We start from the raw sequence: 26,427 nt of genomic DNA, 5'->3' as shown, positions 1-26,427 counted from the left end.
TCGGGAGGATGATTCACTCGGCTCATGGCCAAGGTGTTCCGCGCGTGGGACGTCGATCAGGGCTGGCTGCTGCCGCCCTCGCTGCACGAGTTCGTGCCACCCGGGCACATGGCGCACTTCGTCCGCGATACGGTGCGAGAGGCGCGGGACCTCTCGGCCATCCTCGACACCTGCACAGAGGAGCGCGGATACCCGCCCTACCATCCTGGCATGATGGTGGCGCTCCTGCTCTACGGCTACAGCCGCGGCCTGTACTCCTCGCGCCAACTCGCCCGCCCCTGTGAGGCGCGGGTCGACGTCATGGCCGTGACCGGTCTGAACCGACCGGATTTCCGCGCCATCGCCGACTTCCGCAAGCGCCACCTCGTGGCCCTGTCCGACCTGTTCGTGCAGGTGCTGCGCCTATGTCGGGCGGCGGGTCTCGTCGAGTTCGCCCACGTGGCGGTGGACGGGACCAAGCTGAAGGCGAACGCCTCGCGCCACAAAGCCATGAGCTACGGCCGGATGAAGGCGGCCGAGCCGGCCCTGACCGCTGAGGTCCAAGCCTGGTTGGATCGCGCGGGCGAAGCTGACGCGGCGGAGGATCAGGCTCACGGTGCCAGTCGTCGGGGTGACGAGACCCCGGACTGGAGGGCCGACAAGCAGCGGCGGCTGGAAGCAATCCGCGCCGCCAAGGCCGCGCTGGAGGCGGAGTCGGCTGATCCGCCCGATCCCGAGGACGAGAGCGGGCCGGGCGCCTCGTCGGGCATGCGTTGGCAGGGCCGGCCACTGCGCGGCGAAGACGACAGTCCGCCCGACCGGGCGCAGCGCAACTTCACCGACCAAGACAGCCGGATCCTGCCCACGCGTGATGGCTTCGTACAGGGCTACAACGGCCAGGTCGCAGTCGACGCGGCGCATCAGGTGATCGTCGCGTATTGGCTCGTGACCAACTCGGCCGACTACCGCGCGCTCGTGCCGGTTGTGGACGGGATCCGGGCTCATCTTGGGCGCAAGCCGCGGGAGGTCTCGGGCGATGCCGGCTTTGCCAACGAGGCGAACCTCGCCGCGCTGAAGGAGCGGGGCATCACGGGCTACCTCGCTCCGGGCCGGGCGCGTCATGACGAGGCGGACGCAGCCGGCCGCCGGAGGCTGACCAAGATGCCGTTGATGAGCGCGATGGCCGCCCGCTTGAAGCGGGCTGGGCGCCGCAGTCGCTACCGTCTTAGGAAGCAGGTGGTCGAGCCGGTGTTCGGACAGATCAAGCAGGCCCGAGGCTTCCGACAGTTCCTGATGATAGGGCTCGATCAGGTCCGGGGCGAGTGGGCGATGATCTGCACCGCCCATAACCTGCTGAAGCCGGCACAGGCAGGCCGCTGAAGCCGCTGGTCCGCCCTCATTGGCTCCCGACTCGCCCCTTCTACCAGGCTTCAAACCCGGTTACTCGGACAGGCTCCTAGCTGTTTGATCCCGCGGTGTGGTGGTGCGGGTGACCATCATGCGGCGAGCGATGCGTCAACGTCTATCGGGCATACGGTGCGGAACTAAGCAGCCCGCCGAGTGCTGCGCGAGGCGCACCGAATGGCATGAAGGGCAAAGACGAGGCCGAATGTCGCCAACATGACGGCTGATTCTGACGGGTGTGGGCGATGATCCGAGCCGCGGCACCAGAACCAAGATCGCGCGTTCTCTTCCTGCAATCCAGGGCACTGAGTTTTGCGATGATCGATTCTAAGCGGTGGACGGATGTGCGGCTCGGAAGCCGAGTACGGCGGACCTGGGACGGTGCGGTCCTACGAGTTTCGGCGAAGTATCAAGACCGCGACGGAACCGTGCGATTTCAGTGCCGGACCGAGGCCGCTGACAGCGTCATGGTTTCTGGTTCCGATCTCGATCTGATTGATTGAGGCCCACAAGACTGCAGGACTTCCTGAGCGAGAAATCGGTTCATATCGCCGCCCTTAGCTATGCGAAGCGCGTGTCTTCAGCTCTCTACGTCCAAGCGCAATTCTCATGTGCTTGGCGCGGTCCGAGTGGCGGCGGCGTAGCCTCGTAACAAATTAGGGGAGCCTTGAATCTCAATTGAGGCATCGAACAAGCGATGTCTATGGCCAGTTGCATCGGATCGCCGAGCGTGATCTGCGTCTCGCTGCCCACTGGCTATAAGTCATGATTTCTACCGGCTCGTCGCCGAGATTACGCGCTAACGGTCGCTGCAAGTCGCGATCGATTTATGTGCGCCAGTGAATTTCTGGCGCGTCTTCAGACGCAAATTTCATAATATTAGCTCAGTTTGATGGCTTGGGCGTCCCGCGCTCATCGCTCATCGAGTCCGGCGGCGGCGAGGCACAGCTTGACGTAGGGGTGCAGACCCGGATCGATATGATCGATCCAGACCCAATCCTCATGATGGCTGTCGAGATTTACCTCGACGGATTGCTGGCGGCTGAACAGAAAGAAGCATGTGTTGACGCTATGGACGGCGATGCCTTCAGGGCCGTCCTCGAAGATAGTCTCGTCCGTATGAATGATCGGACCGACATGGCAGTCGATCCCGGTCTCGTCCAGCGCCTTGCGGGCAGCGGCTTGGCGAAGGGTCTCGCCTTTGTGGACCCGGCCGCCGGGGAGCCAGAGCTGGCCTTTTGCCGGGGCGTCGCGACGTCGGACCAGAAGGACACAGCCATCGTTGACGATGGCCACGTCGACACAGACGATCGGGATCGCCTCCAGGATCTGGTTGTACAGGTGCTGGGGGATGAAAGACATCGAACGGGTGTCCTGATTACGGGCGCGCCCGTGATGGTCGGGCGCGCCGTCACGAATCCGGGGGGGGGCCGGGCAGGCGGTCGCAGGGGCGTCAGGGTCGGTGACCCTGACGCGGCCAGACCGGTCGGGTCTTGGGATCCGGCGTTCCGCAGGCATCGCACCGGAGTGTCATGCCCGCATCCGGTACGAAGCTCGTGGAGGCCCAGCGCCCGACATGAATCGAAACCTCGGCCTCATGTCCGCACGCACAGATGGCCCGAAGCGCTGTGACCCCGCGATCCATGGCGTTCTGAAGGGTCATTGGGGTGATCTCGCGCCCGTCGGCATCGTAGGCGCGGCGCGGGTTGCGGGCGTGCGCGGACACCGGGTCTCGACCTCCGAGGATGGATGGGTTGGCCACGGTTAATCCTCCCGCTCTCCGGACATGAGCACCGCCCGAGGGTAATGGCCGACGCTGCAGTCTCCGGAGCGCCTACGATCAGGCACGTGCCCTACCTTGGCCGCCCCCGCACGGCCATTTTTGCCTGCAAATGCGTTGTGCACGATTCGCGAGGAGACCGCATGTCCTTCCTGCACGACCTGCCGATCGCCGACCTGATCGCGCATTACGGCTATCTGGCGATCTTCGTCATCATCACCCTGGAAAGCGCCGGCCTGCCCTTACCTGGCGAGACGGTCCTGCTGACGTCGGCGGCCTATGCCGGCAGCACTGGCAACATCAACATCGCCGTCGTGGTGGCGATCGCCGCGACCGCCGCCATCCTGGGCGACAACGCAGGCTACTGGGTCGGCCGCCGCTGGGGACTGCCCCTGCTCCTGCGCAAGGGCCACCTGATCGGTCTCGACCACGGACGCCTCAAGCTCGGGCAGTACCTGTTTCGTCGGCATGGCGGGAAGATCGTGTTCTTCGGCCGCTTCACTGCGATGCTGCGTGCCTACGCGGCCGTCCTTGCCGGCGTGAACAAGCTCGATGCCCGCCGGTTCTTCGCCTTCAACGCGCTGGGCGGCGTCGCCTGGGCCTCGATCATGGGCTTCGGGGCATATCTGTGCGGACGCTCGATCGAGAACGTTATGGGGCCGGTCGGCCTCGGCCTACTGGCCTTCGTCCTGCTCGGGGCCGTCGCCTTGTGGTTGTTCATGCGCCGCCACGAGGCACGCCTGATGGCGGATGCCGAGGCCGAGATCCCGGGCCCACTCGCCGAAGGTCTGAGCGTGGAAGCGCCGCGGCGCCAGGAGGCTCGGGCCGTGGCCGCCGGTCCTGCGGCGCGACGCGCGGACCTGCCGGACCTTCAGAGCCAAGTCGAGGCGTTCCTGGCGCAGCGGGAGGCTGATCGGGCGCACGCCGATGCTTCGGCACGGCAGAAGCACCCGCCGATGCCCCTGCCCCTGTGGTTCAAGGGGCTCGCCCTGCTCCTCATGGCCGCCGCCGGGATGGCGCTGGCGTCATGGCATTATGGTGTCACCGGCGGCTTCTATGGGCGCTTAGTTGGTCACGTAGGGATCATCGGCATCGTGTTGATCTTGCTCGGGGCCGCCGTCCTCCTGACGCTCATCCGTCGTCGGCTGCGGCGTGGCGGGCCGTCGAGCCCCGTCGAGCAGGCCGAGGGCGCCATCGGGCTGGCGGCCTGAGCCGGCGTCTCGCACCACATCCGACGCCTGAACTTGGGGTAGGCACGCCCGGCTCGCTATGCGAGAAGCCACGCCGCGCGGCGGTTCGGCGGGACGTGAGCGTGCCGGTCCGGGCGGCCGCACGTCCCCTGCCCCCTGCGCCGACCTGGCGGGCGCGCCGAGAGGGACGGACGACGGCATGCATCCGGATCTGCCTGGATTGTTCGATGCGGGCTTCGTGGCCCGTCGCAACGGCGAGGCGCGCGGCATCGACACGGCGGCGGCCTACGCGGCCGCGGGCTGGCACTCCGATGTTGATCCGAATCCCCTGTTCGACACGGCTTTCTACCGCGCGCAGGTCTCGCCCGCCGACGCGACCGGGCTCAGCCCGGCCGAGCATTACTGCGCCCATGGGGCTGCGATCGGGCTCGATCCCGGGCCGCTGTTCAGCACCCGCACCTATCTAACGCTCTACCCCGACATCGCGGAGGCCGGGGTCAACCCGCTCGGCCATTATCTCAATTACGGGGCCGCGGAGGGTCGACTGCCTAACCTCTTGGAGGGGCGCGCCCTCGCCGAGGCGGCCGGGGCAGGTCTGGCGCGCGATCCGGCAAACCCTCATGCGCGGGTGCAGGCCGCCGCGGAGCGTTTGCACGCCGGCGATGGCGCCGCGGCGCTGTCGCTGCTGGACGGAGGGCCCGTTGCGGGGCTTCAAGCTGTATTGGTCCGGGTCGGTGCTCTGCTCGCCTTGGGGCGGCGTGAGGCGGCACGTGAAGCGGCCCACGCGGCCGCGCAGGCGGAGGGCGACGGCCTGATCGCCCGGTGTGCCCTGGCCGCCTACCTCGCCGAAACGCTGGGCCGGCTCGGAACCGCCGCGGCGGCCTACGAGATCGCCCTGGCGGTCGGATGCGAGGATCCGGCCCTGTTCCGCTTCCGCCTTGCGGTCATCTTCCGGATGTGGGGTCGGCTGCTGGAGTCGGAGGAGCAGGCGCGTCTTGCTCTCGAACTCGGCGATGCCAGCTCTCACACGCGAACCCTGCATGGTCTGCTGGCACGCGATCGCGGCCAAGCCGAGCGGCACTTTGCAGAGAGCCGTGCCGTGCCGGATTTTGCCCCGGAAGCCTGGCAAGGCGCCAACCAAGCCTGGGCCGTCTACCCGCACGTGACCGGGTTTGCTCGCCCGGCCCGCGGGCGCGGGACCGGCCTCCTCCTAGTCGACTCGAGCTTCCCATCCCGTTTCTCGGCCTTCCGCTACGGCGAGCTGCTCACCTACCTGTACGCCATCCCGGAGAGTCGTGTCGCTTCGTCGCTGCGTGACATCGACCGCTACCGTCCGGACCGGACCTTCCTCGACGAGCTGCGCCAATTCGAGGCAGAGCATCCCACCCTCGCTGGCCGGGTACGCGCACTGAACACCGGCCACGACCTCAGCGCGAAGGTCCTGCACACGACCTTTCTGCACGGCGCGGCCGTGCTGCTCGCCTCGAACCCCGATCTGCGTGCCGAGCGCTTCGTCTTCACCCTCTATCCGGGGGGCGGGTTCATGCCGAACGAGCCGGTCTCGGACGCCAAGCTGCGGCGCGTGCTCGGCGACCGCCGTTTCGCCAAGGTGCTCACGACCCACACCCTGCAGCGCGACTACCTGCTCGACCGGGGCTGGTGCGATCCGCAGCAGATCGCCTTCATCTTCGGCGCCGTCTCGCCGGATTGTTGGGATGTGGCGGCGAGCGCCCGTTGCTCGCGGGTCGAGCGCCCGCTGCAGGATACGATCCGGATCTGCTTCGTGGCCCAGCGCTACACGGAGCTCGGCATCGAGAAGGGCTGCGACGTGTTCACCGACCTCGTCCGGCGCTACGCCGACGACCCGCGCTTCGAGTGGCACTATGTCGGCGACTGGAATGCGGAGCTTCTCGGCCTCACGCAGACCGACCGGGTCCGTTTCCACGGCGTGCAGCCGGCCTCGTTCTTCCCGGATTTCTATCCCGGCATGGACATCGTCATCTCGCCGAACCAGTCGCCGATGGAGCGCGACGGCGGCCTCGGGTCCTTCGACGGCTTCCCCACCACCTCCTGCGTCGAGGCGGGCCTGCGCGGCGTGGCGATGTTCCTCACCGATTCCCTCGCGTTGAACCGCCGGCTCGACGGGACCCACGCCATGGAGCCCGGCGTGGAGTTCGAGCTGATCACGCGCGACGTCGACGGGATTGCCGACCGGATCGAGTTCTACGCCGGCGACCGGGAGGCGCTCCGGCGGCTCAGCGAGGCCGGCCGGTTGGCGATCTTGCGGGAATACAGCTTCGAGAGGCAGATGCGGCCGCGCCTCGACCTGCTCCGGGCGCAGCTCGATGCCGCGTAGATCCGCGGCACGGCAGCCCCTGGGGATCATCGGAGAGAGGTGCAAGCGCCGATGCTGCGGTTCCTGACCAAATCCGCGCGCCCGCAGCCCGAGTCTCGGCCGCCGGCCGGGCGGCGGATCTCGGTCGTCATCCCGTCCTACAACCACGCCGCCTACATCGCGCAGGCGATCGGCTCGGTGCTGGAGCAGGAAAGGCCAGTCGATGAGCTGATCATCGTCGACGATGGCTCCACCGACGCGTCGCGGGCCGTCATCGCCAAGGCCATTGACGGCTATGACGGCTCGGTCCGCATCCTGTGCGACCTGCTCGACCGCAACGGCGGCGCCCACGCGGCGATCGCGCACGGCCTGTCGAGGGCCAGCGGGGACGTGCTCACCATCCTGAACTCGGACGATGCCTATGCGCCGGACCGGTTCCGCGCGATTCACGCGGCGCTGCCGCCGGAGGGCGACTTCATCGCGTTCACCGGCGTCGACTTCATGGATGATTTCGGCGCCCGGCTCGCCGAGGACGATCCGGTCCGAGTCTGGTACCGCGACGTGCTGGGTCAGGCCGGCGCCTGCCCGACGATCGGCTTCGCGCTGCTGCGGGCCAACATCGCGGTGACGAGCGGTAACCTCGTGTTCTCGCGCGGTCTCTACGAGCGGGTCGGCCCGTTCGCGGACTACCGCATGTGCCACGACTGGGACTTCCTCATCCGCTGCATGGTCCACGTGGAGCCGATCTTCGTGCCCGGCGCGCATCTCCGGTACCGAACTCACGCGACCAACACGCTCAAATCCACCGGCGACCTGATGCAGGGCGAGGGATCGGCGGCGCTGAAGACCTATCTCGCTCTGATCGCCCGGGGACCGACGGCCAACCGGCTGGCGCCCACACCGGAGAACTGGCCGGTCTATTTCCGGTTCTTCACCACGACCTACGCGCCCTGGTTCACCGGGCAGCCGATCGACACGGTCGTCCAGCAGCTCTTCCCGGACCCCGAGACGCGCCCCTCCTGGCTGTCGGCGGAGCCGGCAGCACCAGGCGGCTTCCTCACGTCGCCCGCGCCCGAGCAGGATGCGCTGGCCTTGCGCCGGGTCGTCGGGCTTCTGATGCCTCGCTAGCCGTATGATTCAGATCGCTCTGCTTGATGATCGCTGGTCGAGCCTTTGTACTGGCGATCGCGTGTCGCGCATGGCGTCTCACCAGGTAGGTTTTGTGGGCGGCGGACTGCGTCGGACCCACAAACCGGCGCGTCCCGAACGCCGTCGATCGGACGAATTTCATCCTCGGTCATAGCGACGTTCCCGGCTTGAGCGGCTGCTCGGGCACCGCTCATCAAATCTTGACGCGCGAAATTCCGGAGCGTTCGTCCGCCATCTCCGTTCTTCAGCCACGGGATCCTGCGGAGGAACATCCAGGCATGAGCACGGAGTGGGCGAGCCCCCGTTTCAGCGAACTCGACGCCTGGGAGAGTGCCGACATCCTGCAGGCGCTCTGGGAGGGACAACTCTCGGCCGTTGCCGCGATCGGGCCTGCGCTTCCGGCCATCGCCGCGGCCGCGGCGGCCGCCGAAGCCGGCCTGCGCCGCGACGGGCGCCTCCTCTATGTGGGGGCCGGCACCTCGGCCCGGATCGGCGTCCAGGACGGGGCGGAGCTGCCGCCGACCTTCGACTGGCCGGAGGAGCGCCTGGGCTTCGCCGTGGCGGGCGGAGAAGGTGCGCTGGTCCAAGCGGTCGAGGGGGCCGAGGACTCGACGCAGGACGCGGCACTCTGGGCCGAGCGCGCCGAGATCCGGCCGGACGATGTCGTCATCGGCTTGTCCGCAAGCGGGATCACGCCATTCACCCTCGCCGCGCTTCGCAGCGCCCGCGATCGCGGTGCCGTCACCATCGGGCTCGCGAACAATCCTGACACGCCACTCCTGCGCGACTGTGCGCATCCGATCCTCGTGGCGACCGGCGCGGAAGCGATCGCCGGCTCGACGCGGATGAAGGCGGGAACCGCGCAGAAGATCGTGCTCAATCTGCTCTCGACGCTGATCATGATCCGGCTCGGGCGCGTCTATCGCGGCCGCATGGTCGCGATGCGGGCCACGAACACCAAGCTGCGCCGACGGGGCGTCGCGATGGTGGCGCAGATCGCCGGCTGCGATGCCGAAGCCGCAGCCAGCGCCCTGGCCGCGGCAGAGGGGGACATCCCGCGCGCGGTGCTTGTCGCCCTCGGGATCGACCGCGACGACGCGGCCAGCCTGCTCATGCGCAACGGCGGCAACTTGCGCGCAGCTCTGGCCGAAGCGGGGCCGGCATGAGCGACCCCGCGCCGATGCCGAATGGGCCCGAAACCTCCATGGCCCGCGAGATCGCCGAGGTGCCCGCCGTCGCCGCCCCTCTCTGCACCGGCTGGGCTGAGGCGGAGCGCGTCGCCTCAGTCCTCAGCGCACGTCGCTTCCCGTTCGCGGTCGTATGCGGTCGCGGAAGCTCGGGTCATGCGGGCGTCTACCTTCGCTACCTGATCGAGACCCGATGCGGGCTCGCCGTCTCGGCATCGGCCCCATCCGTCGTCACCGGATACGATCGCTCGCCGCGAATGGATGGCGCGCTCTTCATCACCATCTCGCAATCCGGCCGGTCGCCGGACCTCGTCGCGGCGACGCGCACCGCACGCCAGGGCGGCGCCCTCACGCTCGCGCTCGTGAACGATGCGGCCTCACCCGCCGCGAGGGCCGCCGATCTGGTCTTGCCGATCGAAGCCGGGCCTGAACGGGCGATCGCGGCGACGAAGACGGTGGTGAATTCGATGGTCGCGAGCGCCGCACTGGTCGCGCGCTGGTCCGGCGACGACGCGCTGATCCGTGGCTTGGCGGATCTGCCAAGCCGCCTCGCTGCGGCCTCCAACCTCGACTGGAGCGCCTGGACTGCCGATCTGGCGAGCGCGCCGGCCGCCTTCGTCACGGGCCGCGGTCACGGCTTGGGCTCGGTGCGGGAGATCGCGCTCAAGCTTGCTGAGACCTTGCGCCTGCCAGCCCTCGGCTACAGCGCCGCGGAACTGCGGCACGGGCCGCGTGCCGCGATTCAGGCCGGGACCCCGGTGCTGGCGTTCCGCCAGGACGATCAGCTCGCCGAGGGGATCGACGCGCTCGTTCAGGACCTCCGGCGCGCGGATTTGCGCGTCCACGCCTGTGGCGGGCCGAACGGTAACTTGCCCTGGCTTGCGCCCGATCACCCCGCCTGTGATCCGGTCGCCATGCTGGTGCCAGCCTACCGCGCGATCGAGCGAGAAGCCCGCCGCCGCGGTCTGGATCCGGACGCGCCTGTGGGCCTCACGAAGATCACGGAGACTCTGTGAGCGCCCTTGATCTCGTTATCCCCGCCGCACGCCAGGATGCACCACCGGCGGGCTGAGTCTCGGAATAACGCGCAGACGCCCTGAAACGGTCTGGAGGCAGGTTCGTTCGTTCAGAGAACAGGATCCCGCGGGTCACCTGTGCAGGACGGACCTGGCTCAGAACTCACCCGGAGGTGTTGTTTGGGAGTCATGAGGCACTTGTCGACACGCTGCCGGACATTGGATCCTGCGCTTGCTCACCGAGACTCTGCGACCAGGCGCCGGTTCCCTCGGGACTCGTGATCATGCAGGCTCCAGACCTTCCGCTCTCCGCACAGGGCAACGGCATCAGGCTGATGGCCATCGATGCGGGAGCCAGCAAGACGATCGCGGTCTTGGCAGACGCGCATGGAACCGAATTGGCGCGGGCGCGGGGAGCGGGTGCGCATATCGGCCTGCTCGGCGCAGGCGTCTGGGACGTAGTCCTGCCGACCGCCGCCGCTGCCCTCGCCGAGGTGGGCTCGGCGCTCGTGCCCGAGCAATTGCATTGCTGTCTGGCCATCGCAGGTGGCGAGCATGTGGCCGCGCTCGCGGCGGCTCGCGCGGCTTCGCCCCGGTTCGGGCGCCTACAGGTTGTGTCGGATGGTCTTGCCGCCCTGAGCGGCTGTCTCGGTGCAACGGAAGCGGGTGTCATGGTCGCGGCTGGCACCGGCACCGTCGCCTGGGCCAGATCGCGGCACGGCAAGACCACGAAAGCGGGCGGGCACGGCTTCCCGGCCGGGGATGAGGGCGGGGGAGCCTGGATCGGTCTGCAACTGATCCGACATACGCTGCTCAGAACCGATACCGCAGAGTTCGACGCACTCGCCAATGCCGTTCTCGACCGCTTCGGCGGCGACATCGCGCGACTGCACGCGTGGCTGTCGATCGCAAGTCCGGCCGATTACGCGACCCTGGCGCCGATCGCCTTCGACCTCGTCGTGAGCGGCGGACCCGCATCAGCGATCCTGCGTTCGGCGGCCAGCGAGCTTGTGCACCTTGCCGAGCGAGCAGATCCCAGCGGTGAACTCCCCCTGGTCGTGACGGGCGGTCTCGCGGCGCCTCTGCGCCCCTGGCTCACCGAAACGACGCATCGGCCGATACGGATCACCGCTGACGCTGTGATCCGCGGAGCCCTCTCCATTGCGCGCGAGACGGACGCTCCAGTGAGCGCTCCGGCGCTCGTGTCCGGGATTAGGAGCATCGCCGGTCGGATCGTCACGCCCGCGGGTGTGGTGACAGGCGAACTCCGCTTCCGCCGGACTATCGAAGAGGTTCGTCCGGGCCCGGCGGCTGAGGATGCACCGCTGATCCTGCCGGGCTTCATCGACCTGCAGGTGAATGGCGGCGGGGGCCACGACATCATGGGTGGCGACCCGGACGCCGTGCGCAACACCGGGCGCTTCCATCGCACCAGGGGCGTTACAACCTGGCTGCCCACAATCATCACCGAAGCGGCCGACGAGCTGGAGCGCGTCACGCGCTCGGTCGCCGCAGCACGTGCCGATAGCCAGCTCGGTGAGCCGGACATGGCGGGGCTGCACCTCGAAGGCCCTTTTATCAGCGCCACGCGGCGAGGCACGCACGGCCCCCACACCGCCGCGCCGAGTTGGGACCTCGTCAGCCGGTTGCATGCCATTGTGCCATTGCGCGTCCTGACCTTAGCTCCAGAGCTTTCAGGCGCGCTTCTCGTGACGACTCTGGCGAGGGAGGCCGGCATCCGCGTGCAGCTCGGCCACTCCGACGCGACTTACGACGAGGCTGCTGCCTTCTTCGCCGCGGGCGGCTCAGGCGTGACCCATCTCTACAACGCGATGAGCCCCTTGCAGGGCCGGGAGCCGGGGGTGGTCGGGGCCGCTCTGGCACATGCGACGAGTGCGCAGATCATCGCCGATTTCATTCACGTGCACCCGGGCGCGCTGCGCGCCGCCTTACGGACGATCCCCGACCTCTTCTGCGTCTCAGATGCGGTGGCGGCTGCCGGTATGCCGGACGGCGATTACAGTCTCGGCGGGGTATCCATCCGCAAACGGGGGGACCGGGTCAGCAATACCGCAGACGCACTGGCCGGCTCAGCCGCGCCGCTCGACGTCGCGTGGCGCAACCTGCGGTCACTGGGACTGACCGTCACGGACGCGACGCGCCGGGTCTCGGCACTCCCGGCTGGCTATCTTGGGCTGAAAGACCGTGGGGCGCTTCAACCCGGGCTGCGGGCCGACATCGTGGCCATGGACGATGCAGGCATGGTGACCCAGGTCTACGTGGAAGGGGAGCCTGGCGATGCACGCTAGCCAGGCGATCACCATACCGTCCGGCGTGCCTTGCTGGCAGAGCCGGCTAGCGCCGGGAGCACCCTGCTGCGGCCCACGCACTGTCTGTCACTCAGGGTTGACCGGTCTCGGAGGCGATCGTATCACCCCGCCTCACTTCACAGGGGCGCCCTGTCGCGCCGGTATCCGGTCGATCCCGCCGCGCGACGATGCGCGTGAGCTCCTGAGAGCGTCGTGACTGAGACGGAGCCGACCTTGGGCGAGGACGTAGAGGCGCTGCGGGCCGAGCTCGCCGAGACCCAGGCACGGCTCAAGGAGGCGCAGGGCGAACTCGCCCGTCTGGTGCGCCTGGCCGAGGCCGATCTTCAGCGCCGGCGTCCCGGTGAGCAATCGAGCGTCGTCGCGTCCTCGGTCCGCCGCCCGGCCGCCAAAGAGGTCGCGGCCCGCATCGCCCGGTTCGCGCATCTCTACCGCGAGGCCGCGTCCGCCACGCCCGATCGCGCGCCCGTCGTCCCCGAGGCGACGATGCTCGGATGGCTCGAGACCTCCGGCCTGTTCGACCGCCAGTTCTACCTGACGTGCAACGACGATGTCGCCGGTGCCGGCGCCGACCCGACGCAGCACTATTACAACCACGGCTCCGAGGAAGGGCGCCTCCCCAGCACCCTCTGAGGGTCTGGTCTGGGGAAGCGGCCGGCTGATTGCGCGTTCGAGGGATCTGCGAGGGATCGGAGTGATGCAGGACGGGGCAGGAGAGGCCGCACCCGCGCTCGAGCCGTGGCAGGACGATTTCGCGACGATCTACGCGAGCGGCCTGTTCGACCACATCTGGTACGCGACGCGCTATCCCGAGGTCGGTCTGACCGACCTGTCACCCCTCGAGCATTACGTGAAGTACGGCGCCCGCCTCGGGCGCCAGCCCCGGGCCGACTTCACCGCCCCGCCGGACGAGACCTTCGACGGCAGCTTCGTCAATCCCTTCGCGGCCTGGATCCGCGCGCGGGCCGAGACCGAGCCGGCGCCGGCCTGGAACCGGCCGGTCGTCTCCGTCCTGTGCATCACCTACAACCAGGCGGCGTTCATCCGGCAGACGCTCGACAGCATCCTCGGCCAAGCCACGAACTTCCCCTTCGAGCTGCTCGTCGGCGACGACCGCTCCACGGACGGCACCGCCGAGATCATCGCCGAGTACGCCGCGCGCCATCCCAACCTCGTGGCGGTGCTGCGACCTGAAAATCTCGGGCCCAACAAGAACTTCGCCGACCTCACGACGCGCGCCCGCGGGGAATTCGTCGCGATCTGCGAGGGCGACGATTACTGGACCGATCCGCGCAAGCTCCAGCGCCAGGTCGAATTCCTGCGTGCGCGGCCGGAATTCACCCTCTGCTTCCATCCGGTGCGCGTCGTCTACGAGGACATGCCGGGGATCGAGGAGATCTACCCGGAGCAGTGCAGCCCGCAGCCGTCGCTGTCCGACCTCGTCGCCCACAACTTCGTCCAGACCAACAGCGTGCTGTATCGCTGGCGCTACCACGGCGCCGAGGCATTCGTGTTCGACGAGGGCATCGCGCCGGGCGACTGGTACGTCCACCTGATGCATGCCGAGGTCGGGCGCATCGGCTTCCTGCCGGAGGTGATGGCGGTCTACCGCAAGCACGCGGCCGGGATGTGGGCGACCTACGCCACCGAGCTCGCCCGGCACAAGAAGCTCGGCAATGCCGAGATCGCGTTCTTTCGCAAGCTGCGCGGCCATTTCGGCGGCCGCTACGCGGTGGGCTACGAGGCCGCGCAGAAATCAATCTTCCGGCGGCTCGCCGAGGCCTATCTCGACGAGGAGGACGTGCCGAGCCTCGGACGGCTGATCGAGGCCAATCCCGACATCGCCCGGACGGCCCTGCGCGACATGGGCCTCGACGCCCCCGAGGCGCTCTCCGGCAATCCGGACGCCCTGCGCGCGTGGCTGCTGGAGCAGCTCACCGTCAGCGTCATCGTCACGGCCTACAACCACGCCGCCGATATCGGCCGCTGCCTCGACGCGGTGCTGGGCCAGCGCGGCCTGTTCCGGATGCAGGTCGTGATCGGCGACGACAAGTCCACCGACGGCACCGCCGCGATCGTCGAACGCTACCGGGCGCGCGACCCGGAGCGGATCGTGGTGCGGCCCCGGCCGCAGAACCTCGGCATGCTGCGCAACATGCAGGACTGCCTCGCCGCCTGCACGGGCCGGTACGTCGCCTTCTGCGAGGCGGACGATTACTGGCTGTCCGACCGCAAGATCGCCCTGCAGATGCGGATGCTGCGCAACGACCGCGCGCTCGACATGTGCTTCAACTGGGTGCTGCTCCACTACCCGGCGACCGGCTCCTACGTGCCGCACGACGAACAGGGCCGCTATCCCACCGGCACGATCAGCTTCCCGGTTCTGGCCAATTCGCCGCTCACCGCGAACTTCTCCTGCTGCTTCTACCGTGCCGAGGCCCTGCGCCGGGTGCCGGAGGCGTATTACGAGAACGCCGCCGCGGCCGACTGGCTGATGAACCTCTACATCGCCGACAAGGGGCGCATCGCGTTCCTGCGCGAATTGCTGTCGGTCTACACGATCCAGGAAAAGGGCCAGTGGTCGGGCCTGCCCGAGAACATCAAGAACGCCCGGATCGCCCAGTACCAGAAGCAGTTCGCCGGCATCTTCGGCGAGGGGCGCGGCTTCGAGAAGTACGAGGTCGGCTGCACCGTGGCCGAGCTCGACGGCGAATTGCCGGATTCCTTCGCCCGGGCGAACCTGGAGGCCCCACAGGACCGGGTCTGGGCCGAGATCCAGGACGGGCAGGTGGTGCTGGCCGGCTGGGTCGTCTCGGCGAGCCGCGCCAAGGCGACGCTGGTCGCCGAGGTCGACGGCGAGGTCCAGCGCATCCCCGTGGACGTGCACCGGCCCGACGTGATCGCGGCGGTGCTCGGCGACATGCCGACCACCATGGAGGAGGCCCGCTGCGGCTTCCGCTTCACCCTGCCTTACGCGCTCCACCTCGAGGTGCTGCTCTCCATCGAGGTCGAGCACGAGGTGGTGCCCTGGCTCTCGGTCATCTTCACCCACCGGGTGAAGAGGATCGCCGAGCGGAGCTGACATCCCACTCCGTCTTCGCGCGCAGAGCGAGGCGACACAACGTGGCGCGACTGGTCCGCTCACTCCCTTATTCTGGGGCTGAGCAACGGAGCCCGGCATCCAGAGGCACTTACGTGACAAAGCTCGGCCCAAACATGGGATCTGGATTAGGACGGATCGGTCGGATGAGCGGTTCGCCTAAGCACAAAAATTGTCAGGGTCGCAATCTGTATGCATGATTGCGTTCCGCAAATTTACGTGCGCGTTCAGCGAGATCCGGATGGACAATCCATATGTCCGACCGAATATAGGAATACGTTGCGGTCCTCTTAGAAAAGAGTTGCGCCTTGTTAGGTGCCTGGATCCGGTCTCCCCAGGAAGATAATAGGCTGGTTTCGATACGGGAGAGTGCGCCGATGTCAAAGCTGAGGCAAACCTTTTCCTGAAAATAACTGAACCATTCAGAAAATTCCGAACGCAACTGAGGCGTATCGGCAGATTGAATTGCGTCCGCGCCGCAAAAATCATTCGTGTTCCAAAAGCGCATCAGTTCGCAATCGACATAGTCATACGATTTGTTGATAGCATCCACGCTCTCGATTGTGGCGTTCATTGCAAGAATTTCGGATGCAAATTGCGCCGCAACGTCTGGTATATTGTCGTATAAAAAAATTTTTATGGCATCTCTTCCAAAAATATTTGCCCAATTGGCAATTAGCACGTCCGGAATAAGCAAATGATGCTCGTTTGGATTGAGTATGCAGCTTAGCAGAAACTCAACAAATGTTTCTGTGCTGCCGTGCTTGATTTTCTCTTGCCACCATGGGTACAGCAGAGTGATAGGATTTCTCTGATAAAATATTACCGACACGTCTGCGTCAGAGAGCGTTTCCTTTATAAGGCTGACAGCGTCTTTGCTTAGATAGCAGAGTTCTTCGCTTGAGACGACGCATTGTTTTTCAGCTTTCTTGAGCTCGACAAGCATTTTCTTAAATGCTGGCTTCTCGAGCTGGCTAGCCGTCTGCGCAAAGAGATGCTGTGCAAATTCAGCCTCGCTGCTGAACGGGTAAAGAAAGGTCGAGCCAGGTCCCTGCGAAAGTTTGTGCAGCATCCGCTGAATTGAAGTGGTGCCGGTTTTGTGTGGACCGACGTGGAATATATACTTTGTAGACATCTATCAGCTGAAACGGAATATTTTCTGCGGTATTCAGCAATGTAAATTCGACCAAACGTTAGGAAGCGTGCTCTTGCGCGCCTGCGCGTACATGTTGTCATCCAGCGAGCTTGAGTTTATCAGCCTGTCGAACAACGGCTTTGCCGAGGTGCTAATTGCCAGCCCTGATGTCGCCAACGTCAGATCGGGCGCGCGGGGCTTCTCGTAAGGAGCGGAAATACCAGTGAAATTTGGGATTTCACCCGCCCGAGCGCGACTGTAGAGACCCTTACAGTCGCGCGCCTCACAGATAGCCAATGGTGTATCAACGAAAACTTCTAGGAATGGGACATCGCCCACGATCGCCCGAGCCGCCTCTCGCTCCGCCTCGAATGGAGAGATGAGTGAGACGATCGTTATGAGACCCGCATCAGCCATGAGTTTTGCGGTCTCGGCAGTACGACGGACGTTCTCGGCGCGATCGCGCGCCTCGAAGCCCAGATCACTGTTCAAGCCATGGCGCAGGTTGTCGCCATCCAGCACCATCACGGCGCGGCCAGCCCGGGTAAGCAATCGATCCACTGCATTGGCGATGCTGGACTTCCCTGCACCTGAAAGTCCGGTCAGCCAAGCGACAACCGGACGCTGCCCGAGGGCGTGCCAGCGATGCTCGCGCGGCTGCATCGCGTGCCAAGTCAGGTTGCGTTCCTGCGATGGGTTCAGCGGCCGGTCCAACGTTCGCTCCGTGAAATTCTCCTGCGATGTTGACACGAAAACGTGATCAGGGCTGTTGCTTCGACGTCACGTTGAATCCTCTCGTTGAAGATGCAACTCGTGATGATCGTAGGTGAACCGGCCCTGTCCAGGGGGCTGCGTTCTGTTCAAGCAGAGTTCAGCCTATCGCGGTCGTCGGGACCTGAAGTAGGCTTGCCGGTCTGGGAGTTAGCGGCACGCGTTCACCGACGGTCCGCCTCATCCTCGATTGCCTGCTTCTTGGTGGCAATCAGCAGGTCGAGTTTGGCGGAAAATCCTGCCACACCCCGGCCGCACGTGCAGTGATACAGCGCTGATGCCGCGACCGAACAGCTAGGCTTCCTGCGAGTTGGCCGACCGCGATGGTGGTGAGCAGGCTTGATCGTGCAGCCGGGACGAAGGCCGGTCAGCCCCGCTTGTCGGGAGGAAGCACAAAGATCTGGCCGGGGTAGATGAGGTCCGGATCCCGGATCTGGGTCTGGTTCGCGTCGTAGATCACCGTGTAGCGCTCGCCGCGGCCGTAGGTGCGCTGGCTGATCCGCCAGAGGTTGTCGCCGCGGGTGATCCGGGCCGTGCTGATCTCTGGCACGAACACGGCCCCCGCCGGGGTGCCGGTCTCGGCCGCCAGCCGGCGCGTGTCGGGATTCGCATCCGGCGCCGGGGCCATCCCGGTGGCGGGCACTGAGGCGGGCGCGGCGGGCTGGCGGGGCGCCGCTGCCTCAGGACCCTGCGCGTTCTCCCTGGAGACCATCCTGGAGGCCTCCCGGACGCTGCCCTGGCCGCCGGACGGCGCCGCGGGCTCGCGGGCCGCGACCGGCGACGGCTCGGGCACGGCCAGGGGCACCTCGGCGCGGGACGCCACCTTGCCGGTCGCCGGATCGATCTGGTCGATCCGCACGTGGTACTGGCCGGGCTTGACCCCGCGCCCGATGGTGAAGCTCGCTCGGCCATCGGGGCCGATGCTGCCGGGCGCGATCAGCGTGTCGTTGAGGTAGAGCCGGAGCGTCGCACCGGGCGTGCCGGCCGCCGTCACGAACAGGCGCCCGTTGCCCTGCACGTCGACGCTGATGATGCGGGTGGGCTGCGCTGGGCCGGGATGAACCGCCGCGTGTCCTTCCGAGGCCGCTTGCTTGTTGGGCGTTAGCGGCTGTCCGGGCGCCGCGTTGGCGATCCTGGCGGGCGCGGCCGGTCCGGCTGCGCCGGGCTGCGACAGGACCACGGTCGCCGCGTCCGGGGCCGTCAGGGCGACCAGCGGCTGGCGGTCCCGGCCCGGGGCGACGCTCACCGCCACGCTCTGCTGCGAACTGGCCGCCTGCCCGTCCTTGGCCGTCATGCGCAGCCGGATCGTGCTGGAACCCGCGGGCAGCGCCGGCGGCACGATCGCGAACTGCCCGCTGGCGTCGGCCATTGCCTTGGCCACCGGCTTGCCATCGACCAGCATCTCGACCTCGGCATGCGGCGCCCCGCGCCCGGCCACCACGGCGTCGCCGTTCGGCTCGACCCGGACGATGTCGAAGCGCGGCGCCTCGGCGGCTCCGGGCTTCGCAGCCGGTCTGCCCGATCCGGCGGATCGGGCGCCGGGCGTGGGCGATGCGGGCGCCCCGGGCTCGATCGGGTTGGGCCCGGTCGAACCGGGTCTGGCAGCCTTGGGTTGATCGTTGCGGAAATCGATCGCGGGGTCGGCGCCCTTCGCCATCGTTCCGGAATCGGCGAGCCCGCGCAGGCTGCCCTGCGGCACGGTCGTGGCCGCGGCCGGCGGCTCCGCCGCATCCCGACCGGTCAGCCGGCGCAGGGACTCGCCGCCGAACAGGGCCGCCACGAGCCCGAGGCCACCGAACAGGCCGGCGAGCGCCAGGGCGAGACTGCGCCGCACCTGTCCCGACATCGCCACGAAGGCCTCCCCTGATCCTGTTGCCGCCCGCTGCGGGCTTTGGGCCGCGCGAAAACCGTCGACGGCGTGGGCCATAATACCGTACATGCTCCCGACACCAAGCCGTCCCGCCGCCCTGGCGGGTGAATCCCACGCGATGTCAGCACTTTGGCGCGGGGAGCGCCGGGCGCGGGGCTCTTTCTGGACGGCTCGCAACGGACGCGCAGGAGGGCGCCGGATGGCCCCGGTGAGGACAGTCTGTGTCTATTGCGGCTCCGGCTTCGGCCGCGACCCCGCCTTCCGCGAGGCCGCGGAGGTGCTCGGGACGGCGCTGGCCGAGGCCGGGATGCGCCTCGTCTACGGCGGCGGCGATGTTGGCCTGATGGGCACGGTCGCGCGGGCGGCGCTCGAAGCCGGCGGCCACGTCACCGGCATCATCCCGGACTTCCTCCAGGCGCGCGAGCACATGCTGGCGGACATCCAGGAGACCGTGGTGGTGCCCGACATGCACACCCGCAAGCGCCTGATGTTCGAGCGTTCGGACGCCTTCGTGACCCTGCCGGGCGGGATCGGCACCCTGGAGGAACTCGTCGAGCAGCTGACCTGGGCGCAGCTCGGGCGGCACCGCAAGCCCGTGGTGCTGGTCTCGGTCGCCGCCTTCTGGTCGCCGCTGCTCGCTCTGTTCGAGCACATGCGCGGCCACGGCTTCATCCGCGAGGGGCTCGATCTCAGCTACCTCGTCGCCCGCGAGGCGGCCGAGGTTGTGCCGATGCTCCGCGAGGCCGGCCACGAGCCGGATCCTCAGGCCGAGGAGATCGTCCAGCAGCGGATGTGAGCCGGCTCGCGCGGGATCCCGCGCGTCGGCCGCCGCGCGGCGACAGGATGTCCAGGATGCGCGCTTCCCCCCTCGCGGCCCTGCCGCTCGCCTGCCTCGCCGGTGCGGCCGCCGCGGCCGAGGCACCGGTCCTCCAGACCCTGGACTACGCCAACACCCGCTATTCCGACCTCGACCGGATTAACGCTGGCAACGTCGGCCGCCTCAAAGTGGCCTGGACCTTCTCCACCGGCGTCCTGCGCGGGCACGAGGGGGCGCCGATCGTGGTCGGGCACGTGATGTATGTGCACACGCCCTTCCCTAACATCGTCTACGCCCTCGACCTCGATCAGGACGGCCGGATCCTGTGGCGCTACGCGCCACGGCAGGATCCGAACGTCATCGCCGTGATGTGCTGCGACACGGTCTCCCGCGGGCTGTCCTACGCGGACGGGCGGCTGTTCCTGCAGCAGGCCGACACCACCGTGGTGGCGCTCGATCCGGAGACCGGCCGGGTGCTGTGGTCGGTGAAGAACGGGGATCCGGGCCGGGGCGAGACCAACACCGCCACGGTCCTGCCGGTGCACGGCAAGCTGATCGTCGGGCTCGCGGGTGGCGAGTACGGGGCGCGCTGCCACGTCACCGCGTACGATCAGGCCAGCGGGAAACGTCTCTGGCGGGCCTACGCCACCGGGCCGGATGCCGACATGCTGGTCGATCCGGAGAAGACCACCGCGCTCGGGCGCCCGGTCGGCACGGATTCCTCCGTGAAGAGCTGGGAGGGCGACCAGTGGCGGACCGGGGGCGCCTGCAGTTGGGGCTGGTTCTCCTACGACCCCGACCTGAACCTCGTCTATTACGGCACCGGCAATCCCGCGACCTGGAACCCGGCCCAGCGCCCGGGCGACAACCGTTGGGCCCAGGCGATCATCGCCCGCGACGCCGATACGGGCATCGCCCGCTGGGTCTACCAGATGACCCCCCACGACCAGTGGGATTATGACGGCGTCAACGAGATGATCCTCACCGAGCAGGTGATCGGCGGCCGGCCCCGCAAGGTGCTGACCCATTTCGACCGCAACGGCTTCGGCTACACGCTGGACCGGGCCACGGGCGAATTGCTGGTGGCGGAGAAGTTCGATCCCACGGTGAACTGGGCCAGCCGGATCAGCGTGGATCCCGCCGCGCCCGGTTACGGGAAGCCGGTGGTCGACAAGCGCTATGCGCCGGGCGAGGCCGACGAGGACGAAACAACCAAAAATATCTGTCCCGGGGCGCTCGGCGCCAAGAACCAGCAGCCGGCCGCCTACTCGCCCCGGACACGGCTGTTCTACGTGCCGACCAACCACATGTGCATGGATTACGAGGCGTTCCGGGTCACCTACACGCCCGGCCAGCCCTATGTCGGCGCGACCCTGACCCTGCACCCGCCCGAAGGCACCGACCGGACCGGGGCGTTCATCGCCTGGGACGGGGCGAAGGGCCGGATCGCCTGGACGATCCCGGAACCGTTCTCGGTCTGGTCGGGGGCGCTCGCCACCGCGGGCGACGTGGTCTTCTACGGCACGCTCGAAGGCTACCTGAAGGCGGTCGATGCCCGGGACGGGCACGAGCTCTACCGGTTCAAGACGCCGTCGGGCATCGTCGGCAACGTCACCACCTACCTGCACGCCGGCAAGCAGTACGTGGCGGTGCTCTCCGGTATCGGCGGATGGGCCGGAATCGGCCTTGCGGCCGGGCTGACCGACCCCGCCGACGGTTCGGGGGCGGTGGGCGGCTACGCGGCCCTGTCGCAGTATACGGCGCCGGGCGGGCAGCTCACGGTGTTCGAACTGCCGGAGTGAGCCGGTCCACGGCGGCGTCTGCACGCGCCGCCCCGCGATTCGCACGGCCTCCCGCCGAGGTGCTCCCGCGCGGCATCGGCCGAGGCCCATCCCGGGCCGATTTCCCGTCCCGCCTGGCCCCGCCATCGGCGCCGGCAGCCGGCCTCGGGCACGTCTATTCAGGCACAGCCACGCCATGCGCGGCAATTGATGGCCGCGATCCAGCGCTGTTCAGAGAATTTATATAATAAACAATTCTAACTTACGAAGTATATACCTGATATTAAGTCGGCTTACAGAGTGTTGCGTCGAGGCTACGAATCAAAAGGACGTTGAAGTTTGAACGAACTATGACGATCCGCCATCGATGATCTTGGATATGGGGCGCGCGACCGGCCGGATGGGGCGGCTTTGGGGAGCGCGTCATAAGGCCGCCTACACGGCGCGCCTGACCTACGGCCTGCCGCCGGTCGGGCCCACGGACCTGCCGCCGGTGGTCCCGGCGGGCGCCGAGGCGCTGCTCGCGACCCGCTTCCCCTATCTCACGGCGGCGCAGCGCCGCGACGTGATCGCGACCACCGAAGCGCCGTCCGGCGGCTTCCTCGACAACGGGCTGGGCTACGACCGCATCAACCTGTTCGCCGCCGCGGACGGCTACGGCGCCTTCAACGGCACGGTCACCGTCACCCTGGACGCGGCCAAGGGCGGGTTCTCGGCCTACGACGTCTGGCGCAACGACATCGGCGGCGCGGGCGGCCTCGTGAAGCTCGGCAGCGGGACGCTGGTCCTGACCGGCGCCAACACCTACGCGGGCGGCACGACGATCGGCGGGGGAACGCTGATCGGCCATGCCGGCGCCTTCGGCACGGGCAGGATCGTCGACAATGCGGCCCTCGTCGTGGATCAATCGACCGACGGGACGCTGGCCAACGCCATCTCGGGCTCCGGGACCCTGACCAAGACCAATGTGGGCACGCTCACCCTCACGGGGCTCGGCACGCTGAGCGGCGCCACCGAGGTCCAGGCCGGGCGGCTCGTCGTGAACGGCGCCCTCGCCAATTCGACTGTGACGGTCTGGCAGGGTGCGGACCTCGGCGGCACGGGCACGCTGGGCGGGATCCGCGCGCTGTCGGGCGGCACCGTGTCGCCGGGCAACGCGATCGGCACGCTCACCGTCACCGGCACTATCGGCTTCGCGCCGGGTTCGACCTACCGCGTCGAGGCCAACGCCGCCGGCCAGGCCGACCGCATCACCGCCGGCGGCACCGCCGCGCTCGGCGGCGGCATTGTCCAGGTGCTGGCTGCCTCGGGCGCCTACAACCCGCGCACCACCTACACCATCCTGTCGGCCACCGGCGGCGTCTCGGGCCAGTTCGCGGGCGTGACCTCCAACCTCGCCTTCCTCAGCCCGGGCCTGCGCTACCTGCCGAACGAAGTCGACCTGACGCTCACCCGCAACGACGTCCCCTTCGCCGCCAGCGCCACCTCGCGCAACGGCGCGGCCGCCGCCAACGCCATCCAGGCGGCCGGCGCCGGCCGGCTCACCGACGCGGCGGTGGGCTTCACCGCCGCCGAGGCGGGCAGCGCCTTCCGGGCGCTCGCCGGCGACATCCACGCCGGCACCGTCTCGGCGGCCTACGAGACCGCCTTCTTCGTGCGCGAGGCCGTGCTCGACCGGCTGCGCTCGGGCGATCCCGGCACCGGTCTGAATTACGGCACCCTGCCCTCCGCCTACACCGCCGACCTGCCGGGCCGCCAGCCGGCGGTGGCGAACGTGCCGGTGCGCACGCTCGACCCGCAGGTGTTCGGGCTGTGGGGCCAGGGTTTTGGCGCCTTCGGCATGGCCGGGGGCGGCGGCAACGCGTTCGACCTCGACCGGCAGATCGCGGGTTTCGCGGCGGGCGCGGATGTGCGCTTGTCCAGCGGGCTGCGCTTCGGCGTCGTCGGCGGCTACACGGAGGCGTCTCTCGACAGCGCCGGCCGGGTCGGCGGAACGCGCCGGGCGGAGAGCGCCACGCTCAAGAGCGGCTTCGGCGGCGTCTACGGCGGCTATGAGCTCGGCCCGCTGTCGCTGCGGCTGGGGGCGATCTTCGCCGACACGGACGCGCGCACGCGCCGGGGGGTGCTGTACGGGGTGTCCGACACGCTGAGCGGCCACGGCGGCGGTGGCACGGTGCAGGGCTTTGGCGAGATCGGCTGGACGATCCCGTTGGTTGAGCCGGCCGTGGCGGCGCCGGTGTCGAAGGACGGGGCGGCGGTCACGGCGCAGCCGGCGGCCTCGTATGTCGAGCCGTTCGTGGGCGGGGCCTATATCGGCATCCGGCGGGACGGGTTTGGCGAGACCGGAGGCGCCGCGGCGCTGGTGAGCTTTGCGCGTGACTACGATCTCGGTGCGGCGACTGTGGGTGTGCGGGCGCAGACGCGCCTGGACCTGGGCTTGGGCCTGCCGGTGACGTTGCGGGGTCTCGTCGGCTACCGGCGGGCGTTCGGCGACGTGGTGCCGACGGCTTTGCTGGCCTTCGGCGCGGGCGGCCCGGCGTTCCTGAGCGCGGGCGTGCCGATCGATCGGGACGCGCTGGTGGCGCAGGTCGGGCTGGATCTGGCGGTGGCGCCGAACGCGAGCCTGGGTGTGGCCTATACGGGCCAGACCGGCGCCCGCGCGCAGGACCAGGCCGTGAAGGGCAGCCTCACCATCCGGTTCTAGCGCGCCCCCTGCGCGCCGACGAAGTCCACGAAGGCGCGCAGCGGCGCCGGCAGGTGCCGCCGGCCGGGGTAGTAGAGGAACGGGCCGGAGAAGTCCTGCCACCAGGGTTCCAGCACCGGCTCCAGGGCGCCGCTGTCGAGATGCGGGCGCAGCCAGTCCTCGAACAGGTGGACGATCCCCGTGCCGGCGACCGCCGCCGCCACCGCGAGGTCGCTGGCGCCGACCCGCACGATCAGCGGCCCGGACGGATCCACCCGGACGATGTCGCCGTCGCGCTCGAATTCCCAGGGCGCCGTCAGCGCGCCGCTCGGGAAGCGCCCGAGCAGGCAGGCATGGCCCAGGAGGTCCCGCGGATGGTCCGGCCGGCCGCGCCGGTCGAGATAGGCCGGCGCCGCCGCGGTGGCGAAGCGCTGCCGCCGCGGGCCGATCGGCACGGCGATCATGTCCTGCTCCAGCCGCTCGTCGTAGCGGATGCCGGCATCGCAGCCCGCCGCCAGCACGTCCACGAACCCGTCCTCGACCACCACCTCCAGGCGGATCTCCGGATAGGCCGCCAGGAAGGGCGGTACGAGCGCCGGCAGCACCAGGCGGGCGGCGCTGAGCGGCACGTTGAGCCGCAGCGTTCCCGCCGGCCGGTCGCGGAACCCGTTCACCACGTCGAGGGCGGATTCCACCTCGGCGAGCGCCGGGCCGAGCCGCTCCAGCAGGCGGGTCCCGGCCTCGGTCGGCGCGACGCTGCGGGTGGTGCGGTTCAGGAGGCGTACCCCCAGGCCCGCCTCCAGCCGGCGCACCGCCTCGCTGAGGCTCGACGCGCTCCCGCCCCCGGCGCGAGCGCCCTCGCGAAAACCGCCGGCCCGCGCCACGGTCACGAAGGCGGCGAGGTCCGTGAGATCCTGGGTCATCGTTCGAGAATCCGCACAGGCCGTGCCGATTGTCACGGCTTATCGGCGCAAAACCGGGCGTCTACATCCGGGGCGCCAACAGGAGATACGTCATGACCGACATCGCGCAGGCCGGGACCTTCCAACTCGGCGACCGCACCGTGAAGCGGCTCGGCTACGGGGCCATGCAGCTCGCCGGGCCCGGCGTGTTCGGGCCGCCCAAGGACCGCGCCGAAGCGGTCGCGGTGCTGCGCGCGGCCGTGGCGGCGGGCGTCGACCACATCGACACCAGCGACTTCTACGGGCCGCATGTCACCAACCAGATCATCCGCGAGGCGCTGCACCCCTACCCGGACGGGCTCGTGATCGTCACCAAGGTCGGCGCCAAGCGCGGGGCCGACGCCTCGTGGAACCCGGCCTTCTCGGCCGAGGAACTCACCCAGGCGGTGCACGACAACCTGCGCAACCTCGGCGTCGACGCCCTCGACGTGGTCAACCTGCGCCTGATGTTCGACGTCCACAGCCCCGCGGAGGGCGCGATCGAGGCGCCGCTGACGGTGCTGGCGGAGCTGCAGCGGCAGGGTCTGATCCGCCGGATCGGCCTGAGCAACGCCACGCCCCGGCAGGTCGCGGACGGGCGCCGGATCACCGACATCGTCTGCGTGCAGAACCAGTACAACCTCGCGCACCGGGACGACGACGCGTTCATCGACGATCTGGCGGCGGCCGGGATCGCCTACGTGCCGTTCTTCCCGCTGGGCGGGTTCAGCCCGCTCCAGTCGGGCACCCTGTCGGCGGTGGCGGCCGGTCTCGGCGCGACGCCGATGCAGGTGGCGCTCGCGTGGCTGCTGCGCCGGTCGCCCAACATCCTGCTGATCCCGGGAACGTCGTCCCTCAATCACCTGCGCGAGAACCTCGCGGCGGCCGAACTCAGCCTGCCGGCGGAGGCGATGGCGGCCCTCGACCGGATCGGGGCGGCGTGAACGGCTTCCGTTCGGACG

Annotated in this window: 17 protein-coding genes and 1 pseudogene; 13 read left to right on the top strand and 5 right to left on the bottom strand. The window is 68.4% G+C overall.

Features of this window, described 5'->3' with window-relative positions:
* Positions 1 to 24: 24 nt before the first annotated feature.
* Positions 25 to 1,359, top strand: coding sequence for an IS1182 family transposase (locus AC3WSN_RS05090; RefSeq protein ID WP_492536615.1), 1,335 nt, complete (start codon positions 25 to 27; stop codon positions 1,357 to 1,359).
* 936 nt (positions 1,360 to 2,295) lie between these two features.
* Here AC3WSN_RS05090 and AC3WSN_RS05085 read toward each other — a convergent pair.
* Complete coding sequence (locus AC3WSN_RS05085) at positions 2,296 to 2,901, bottom strand: NUDIX domain-containing protein (RefSeq protein WP_492536614.1); 606 nt, start codon at positions 2,899 to 2,901, stop codon at positions 2,296 to 2,298.
* 405 nt (positions 2,902 to 3,306) lie between these two features.
* On the opposite strand from AC3WSN_RS05085, the pseudogene AC3WSN_RS05080 reads away from it, so the two are divergent.
* The 8 genes and pseudogenes from AC3WSN_RS05080 to AC3WSN_RS05045 all read left to right on the top strand — a co-directional run.
* Positions 3,307 to 3,942, top strand: a pseudogene (locus AC3WSN_RS05080) (DedA family protein); the annotation flags it as partial.
* 610 nt (positions 3,943 to 4,552) lie between these two features.
* Positions 4,553 to 6,709: a glycosyltransferase family protein gene (locus AC3WSN_RS05075; protein ID WP_492536613.1), complete on the top strand. Its 2,157-nt coding sequence runs from the start codon at positions 4,553 to 4,555 to the stop codon at positions 6,707 to 6,709.
* Positions 6,710 to 6,760: 51 nt separating this feature from the next.
* Entirely contained in the window at positions 6,761 to 7,816 is a 1,056-nt protein-coding gene (locus tag AC3WSN_RS05070; protein WP_492536612.1) for a glycosyltransferase family 2 protein, read from the top strand.
* Between the two features lie 299 nt (positions 7,817 to 8,115).
* Positions 8,116 to 9,003 carry an N-acetylmuramic acid 6-phosphate etherase gene (locus AC3WSN_RS05065; protein ID WP_492536611.1) on the top strand — a complete coding sequence of 296 codons (888 nt, stop codon included), beginning with the start codon at positions 8,116 to 8,118 and terminating at the stop codon, positions 9,001 to 9,003.
* A complete protein-coding gene (locus AC3WSN_RS05060) occupies positions 9,000 to 10,040 on the top strand; it encodes an SIS domain-containing protein (RefSeq protein ID WP_492536610.1) in 1,041 nt (346 codons plus the stop codon). The genes AC3WSN_RS05065 and AC3WSN_RS05060 overlap by 4 nt, the downstream gene beginning before the upstream one ends.
* Positions 10,041 to 10,324: 284 nt before the next feature.
* Positions 10,325 to 12,349 (top strand): BadF/BadG/BcrA/BcrD ATPase family protein, encoded by a 2,025-nt coding sequence (locus AC3WSN_RS05055; protein WP_492536609.1) that lies wholly within the window; start codon positions 10,325 to 10,327, stop codon positions 12,347 to 12,349.
* Between the two features lie 213 nt (positions 12,350 to 12,562).
* Positions 12,563 to 13,000 carry a hypothetical protein gene (locus AC3WSN_RS05050; protein ID WP_492536608.1) on the top strand — a complete coding sequence of 146 codons (438 nt, stop codon included), beginning with the start codon at positions 12,563 to 12,565 and terminating at the stop codon, positions 12,998 to 13,000.
* Positions 13,001 to 13,064: 64 nt separating this feature from the next.
* Complete coding sequence (locus AC3WSN_RS05045; protein ID WP_492536607.1) at positions 13,065 to 15,449, top strand: glycosyltransferase family 2 protein; 2,385 nt, start codon at positions 13,065 to 13,067, stop codon at positions 15,447 to 15,449.
* Between the two features lie 193 nt (positions 15,450 to 15,642).
* Here the strand turns inward: AC3WSN_RS05045 and AC3WSN_RS05040 are convergent, their stop codons facing one another.
* The 3 genes from AC3WSN_RS05040 to AC3WSN_RS05030 form a co-directional block, all read right to left on the bottom strand.
* Positions 15,643 to 16,539 carry a hypothetical protein gene (locus tag AC3WSN_RS05040; protein WP_492536606.1) on the bottom strand — a complete coding sequence of 299 codons (897 nt, stop codon included), beginning with the start codon at positions 16,537 to 16,539 and terminating at the stop codon, positions 15,643 to 15,645.
* A gap of 96 nt (positions 16,540 to 16,635) precedes the next feature.
* Positions 16,636 to 17,265: an adenylyl-sulfate kinase gene (gene cysC, locus AC3WSN_RS05035; RefSeq protein WP_492543014.1), complete on the bottom strand. Its 630-nt coding sequence runs from the start codon at positions 17,263 to 17,265 to the stop codon at positions 16,636 to 16,638.
* Between the two features lie 475 nt (positions 17,266 to 17,740).
* Positions 17,741 to 19,219: a LysM peptidoglycan-binding domain-containing protein gene (locus tag AC3WSN_RS05030; RefSeq protein WP_492543012.1), complete on the bottom strand. Its 1,479-nt coding sequence runs from the start codon at positions 19,217 to 19,219 to the stop codon at positions 17,741 to 17,743.
* A 223-nt stretch (positions 19,220 to 19,442) separates the two neighbouring features.
* On the opposite strand from AC3WSN_RS05030, the gene AC3WSN_RS05025 reads away from it, so the two are divergent.
* The 3 genes from AC3WSN_RS05025 to AC3WSN_RS05015 all read left to right on the top strand — a co-directional run bounded on the left by AC3WSN_RS05025 (position 19,443) and on the right by AC3WSN_RS05015 (position 24,545).
* Complete coding sequence (locus tag AC3WSN_RS05025) at positions 19,443 to 20,039, top strand: LOG family protein (RefSeq protein ID WP_492536605.1); 597 nt, start codon at positions 19,443 to 19,445, stop codon at positions 20,037 to 20,039.
* Between the two features lie 56 nt (positions 20,040 to 20,095).
* The gene (locus AC3WSN_RS05020) at positions 20,096 to 21,862 is read left to right on the top strand and encodes a methanol/ethanol family PQQ-dependent dehydrogenase (RefSeq protein ID WP_492536604.1); all 1,767 of its coding nucleotides are present in this window, start codon (positions 20,096 to 20,098) and stop codon (positions 21,860 to 21,862) included.
* A 346-nt stretch (positions 21,863 to 22,208) separates the two neighbouring features.
* Positions 22,209 to 24,545 (top strand): autotransporter family protein, encoded by a 2,337-nt coding sequence (locus tag AC3WSN_RS05015; RefSeq protein ID WP_492536603.1) that lies wholly within the window; start codon positions 22,209 to 22,211, stop codon positions 24,543 to 24,545.
* On the opposite strand, the gene AC3WSN_RS05010 is transcribed toward AC3WSN_RS05015, so the two are convergent.
* Positions 24,542 to 25,447, bottom strand: coding sequence for a LysR family transcriptional regulator (locus AC3WSN_RS05010; RefSeq protein ID WP_492536602.1), 906 nt, complete (start codon positions 25,445 to 25,447; stop codon positions 24,542 to 24,544). The two genes, AC3WSN_RS05015 and AC3WSN_RS05010, sit on opposite strands and share 4 nt — an antisense overlap.
* 92 nt (positions 25,448 to 25,539) lie before the next feature.
* Between AC3WSN_RS05010 and AC3WSN_RS05005 the strand changes: the two genes are divergently transcribed.
* Positions 25,540 to 26,409: an aldo/keto reductase family oxidoreductase gene (locus AC3WSN_RS05005; RefSeq protein ID WP_492536601.1), complete on the top strand. Its 870-nt coding sequence runs from the start codon at positions 25,540 to 25,542 to the stop codon at positions 26,407 to 26,409.
* Positions 26,410 to 26,427 lie beyond the last annotated feature (18 nt).

This window comes from Methylobacterium sp. FW102-HT35C08 (assembly GCF_058790235.1).
This window is presented reverse-complemented; position numbering and strand designations above follow the sequence as displayed.

Excerpts from the sequence above, each read along its gene's own strand:
- AC3WSN_RS05090 (WP_492536615.1), top strand. The coding sequence starts at position 25 with ATGGCCAAGGTGTTCCGCGCGTGGGACGTCGATCAGGGCTGGCTGCTG.
- AC3WSN_RS05085 (WP_492536614.1), bottom strand. The coding sequence starts at position 2,901 with ATGCCTGCGGAACGCCGGATCCCAAGACCCGACCGGTCTGGCCGCGTC.
- AC3WSN_RS05075 (WP_492536613.1), top strand. The coding sequence starts at position 4,553 with ATGCATCCGGATCTGCCTGGATTGTTCGATGCGGGCTTCGTGGCCCGT.
- AC3WSN_RS05070 (WP_492536612.1), top strand. The coding sequence starts at position 6,761 with ATGCTGCGGTTCCTGACCAAATCCGCGCGCCCGCAGCCCGAGTCTCGG.
- AC3WSN_RS05065 (WP_492536611.1), top strand. The coding sequence starts at position 8,116 with ATGAGCACGGAGTGGGCGAGCCCCCGTTTCAGCGAACTCGACGCCTGG.
- AC3WSN_RS05060 (WP_492536610.1), top strand. The coding sequence starts at position 9,000 with ATGAGCGACCCCGCGCCGATGCCGAATGGGCCCGAAACCTCCATGGCC.
- AC3WSN_RS05055 (WP_492536609.1), top strand. The coding sequence starts at position 10,325 with ATGCAGGCTCCAGACCTTCCGCTCTCCGCACAGGGCAACGGCATCAGG.
- AC3WSN_RS05045 (WP_492536607.1), top strand. The coding sequence starts at position 13,065 with ATGCAGGACGGGGCAGGAGAGGCCGCACCCGCGCTCGAGCCGTGGCAG.
- AC3WSN_RS05040 (WP_492536606.1), bottom strand. The coding sequence starts at position 16,539 with ATGCTGCACAAACTTTCGCAGGGACCTGGCTCGACCTTTCTTTACCCG.
- cysC (WP_492543014.1), bottom strand. The coding sequence starts at position 17,265 with ATGCAGCCGCGCGAGCATCGCTGGCACGCCCTCGGGCAGCGTCCGGTT.
- AC3WSN_RS05030 (WP_492543012.1), bottom strand. The coding sequence starts at position 19,219 with ATGTCGGGACAGGTGCGGCGCAGTCTCGCCCTGGCGCTCGCCGGCCTG.
- AC3WSN_RS05025 (WP_492536605.1), top strand. The coding sequence starts at position 19,443 with ATGGCCCCGGTGAGGACAGTCTGTGTCTATTGCGGCTCCGGCTTCGGC.
- AC3WSN_RS05020 (WP_492536604.1), top strand. The coding sequence starts at position 20,096 with ATGCGCGCTTCCCCCCTCGCGGCCCTGCCGCTCGCCTGCCTCGCCGGT.
- AC3WSN_RS05015 (WP_492536603.1), top strand. The coding sequence starts at position 22,209 with ATGATCTTGGATATGGGGCGCGCGACCGGCCGGATGGGGCGGCTTTGG.
- AC3WSN_RS05010 (WP_492536602.1), bottom strand. The coding sequence starts at position 25,447 with ATGACCCAGGATCTCACGGACCTCGCCGCCTTCGTGACCGTGGCGCGG.
- AC3WSN_RS05005 (WP_492536601.1), top strand. The coding sequence starts at position 25,540 with ATGACCGACATCGCGCAGGCCGGGACCTTCCAACTCGGCGACCGCACC.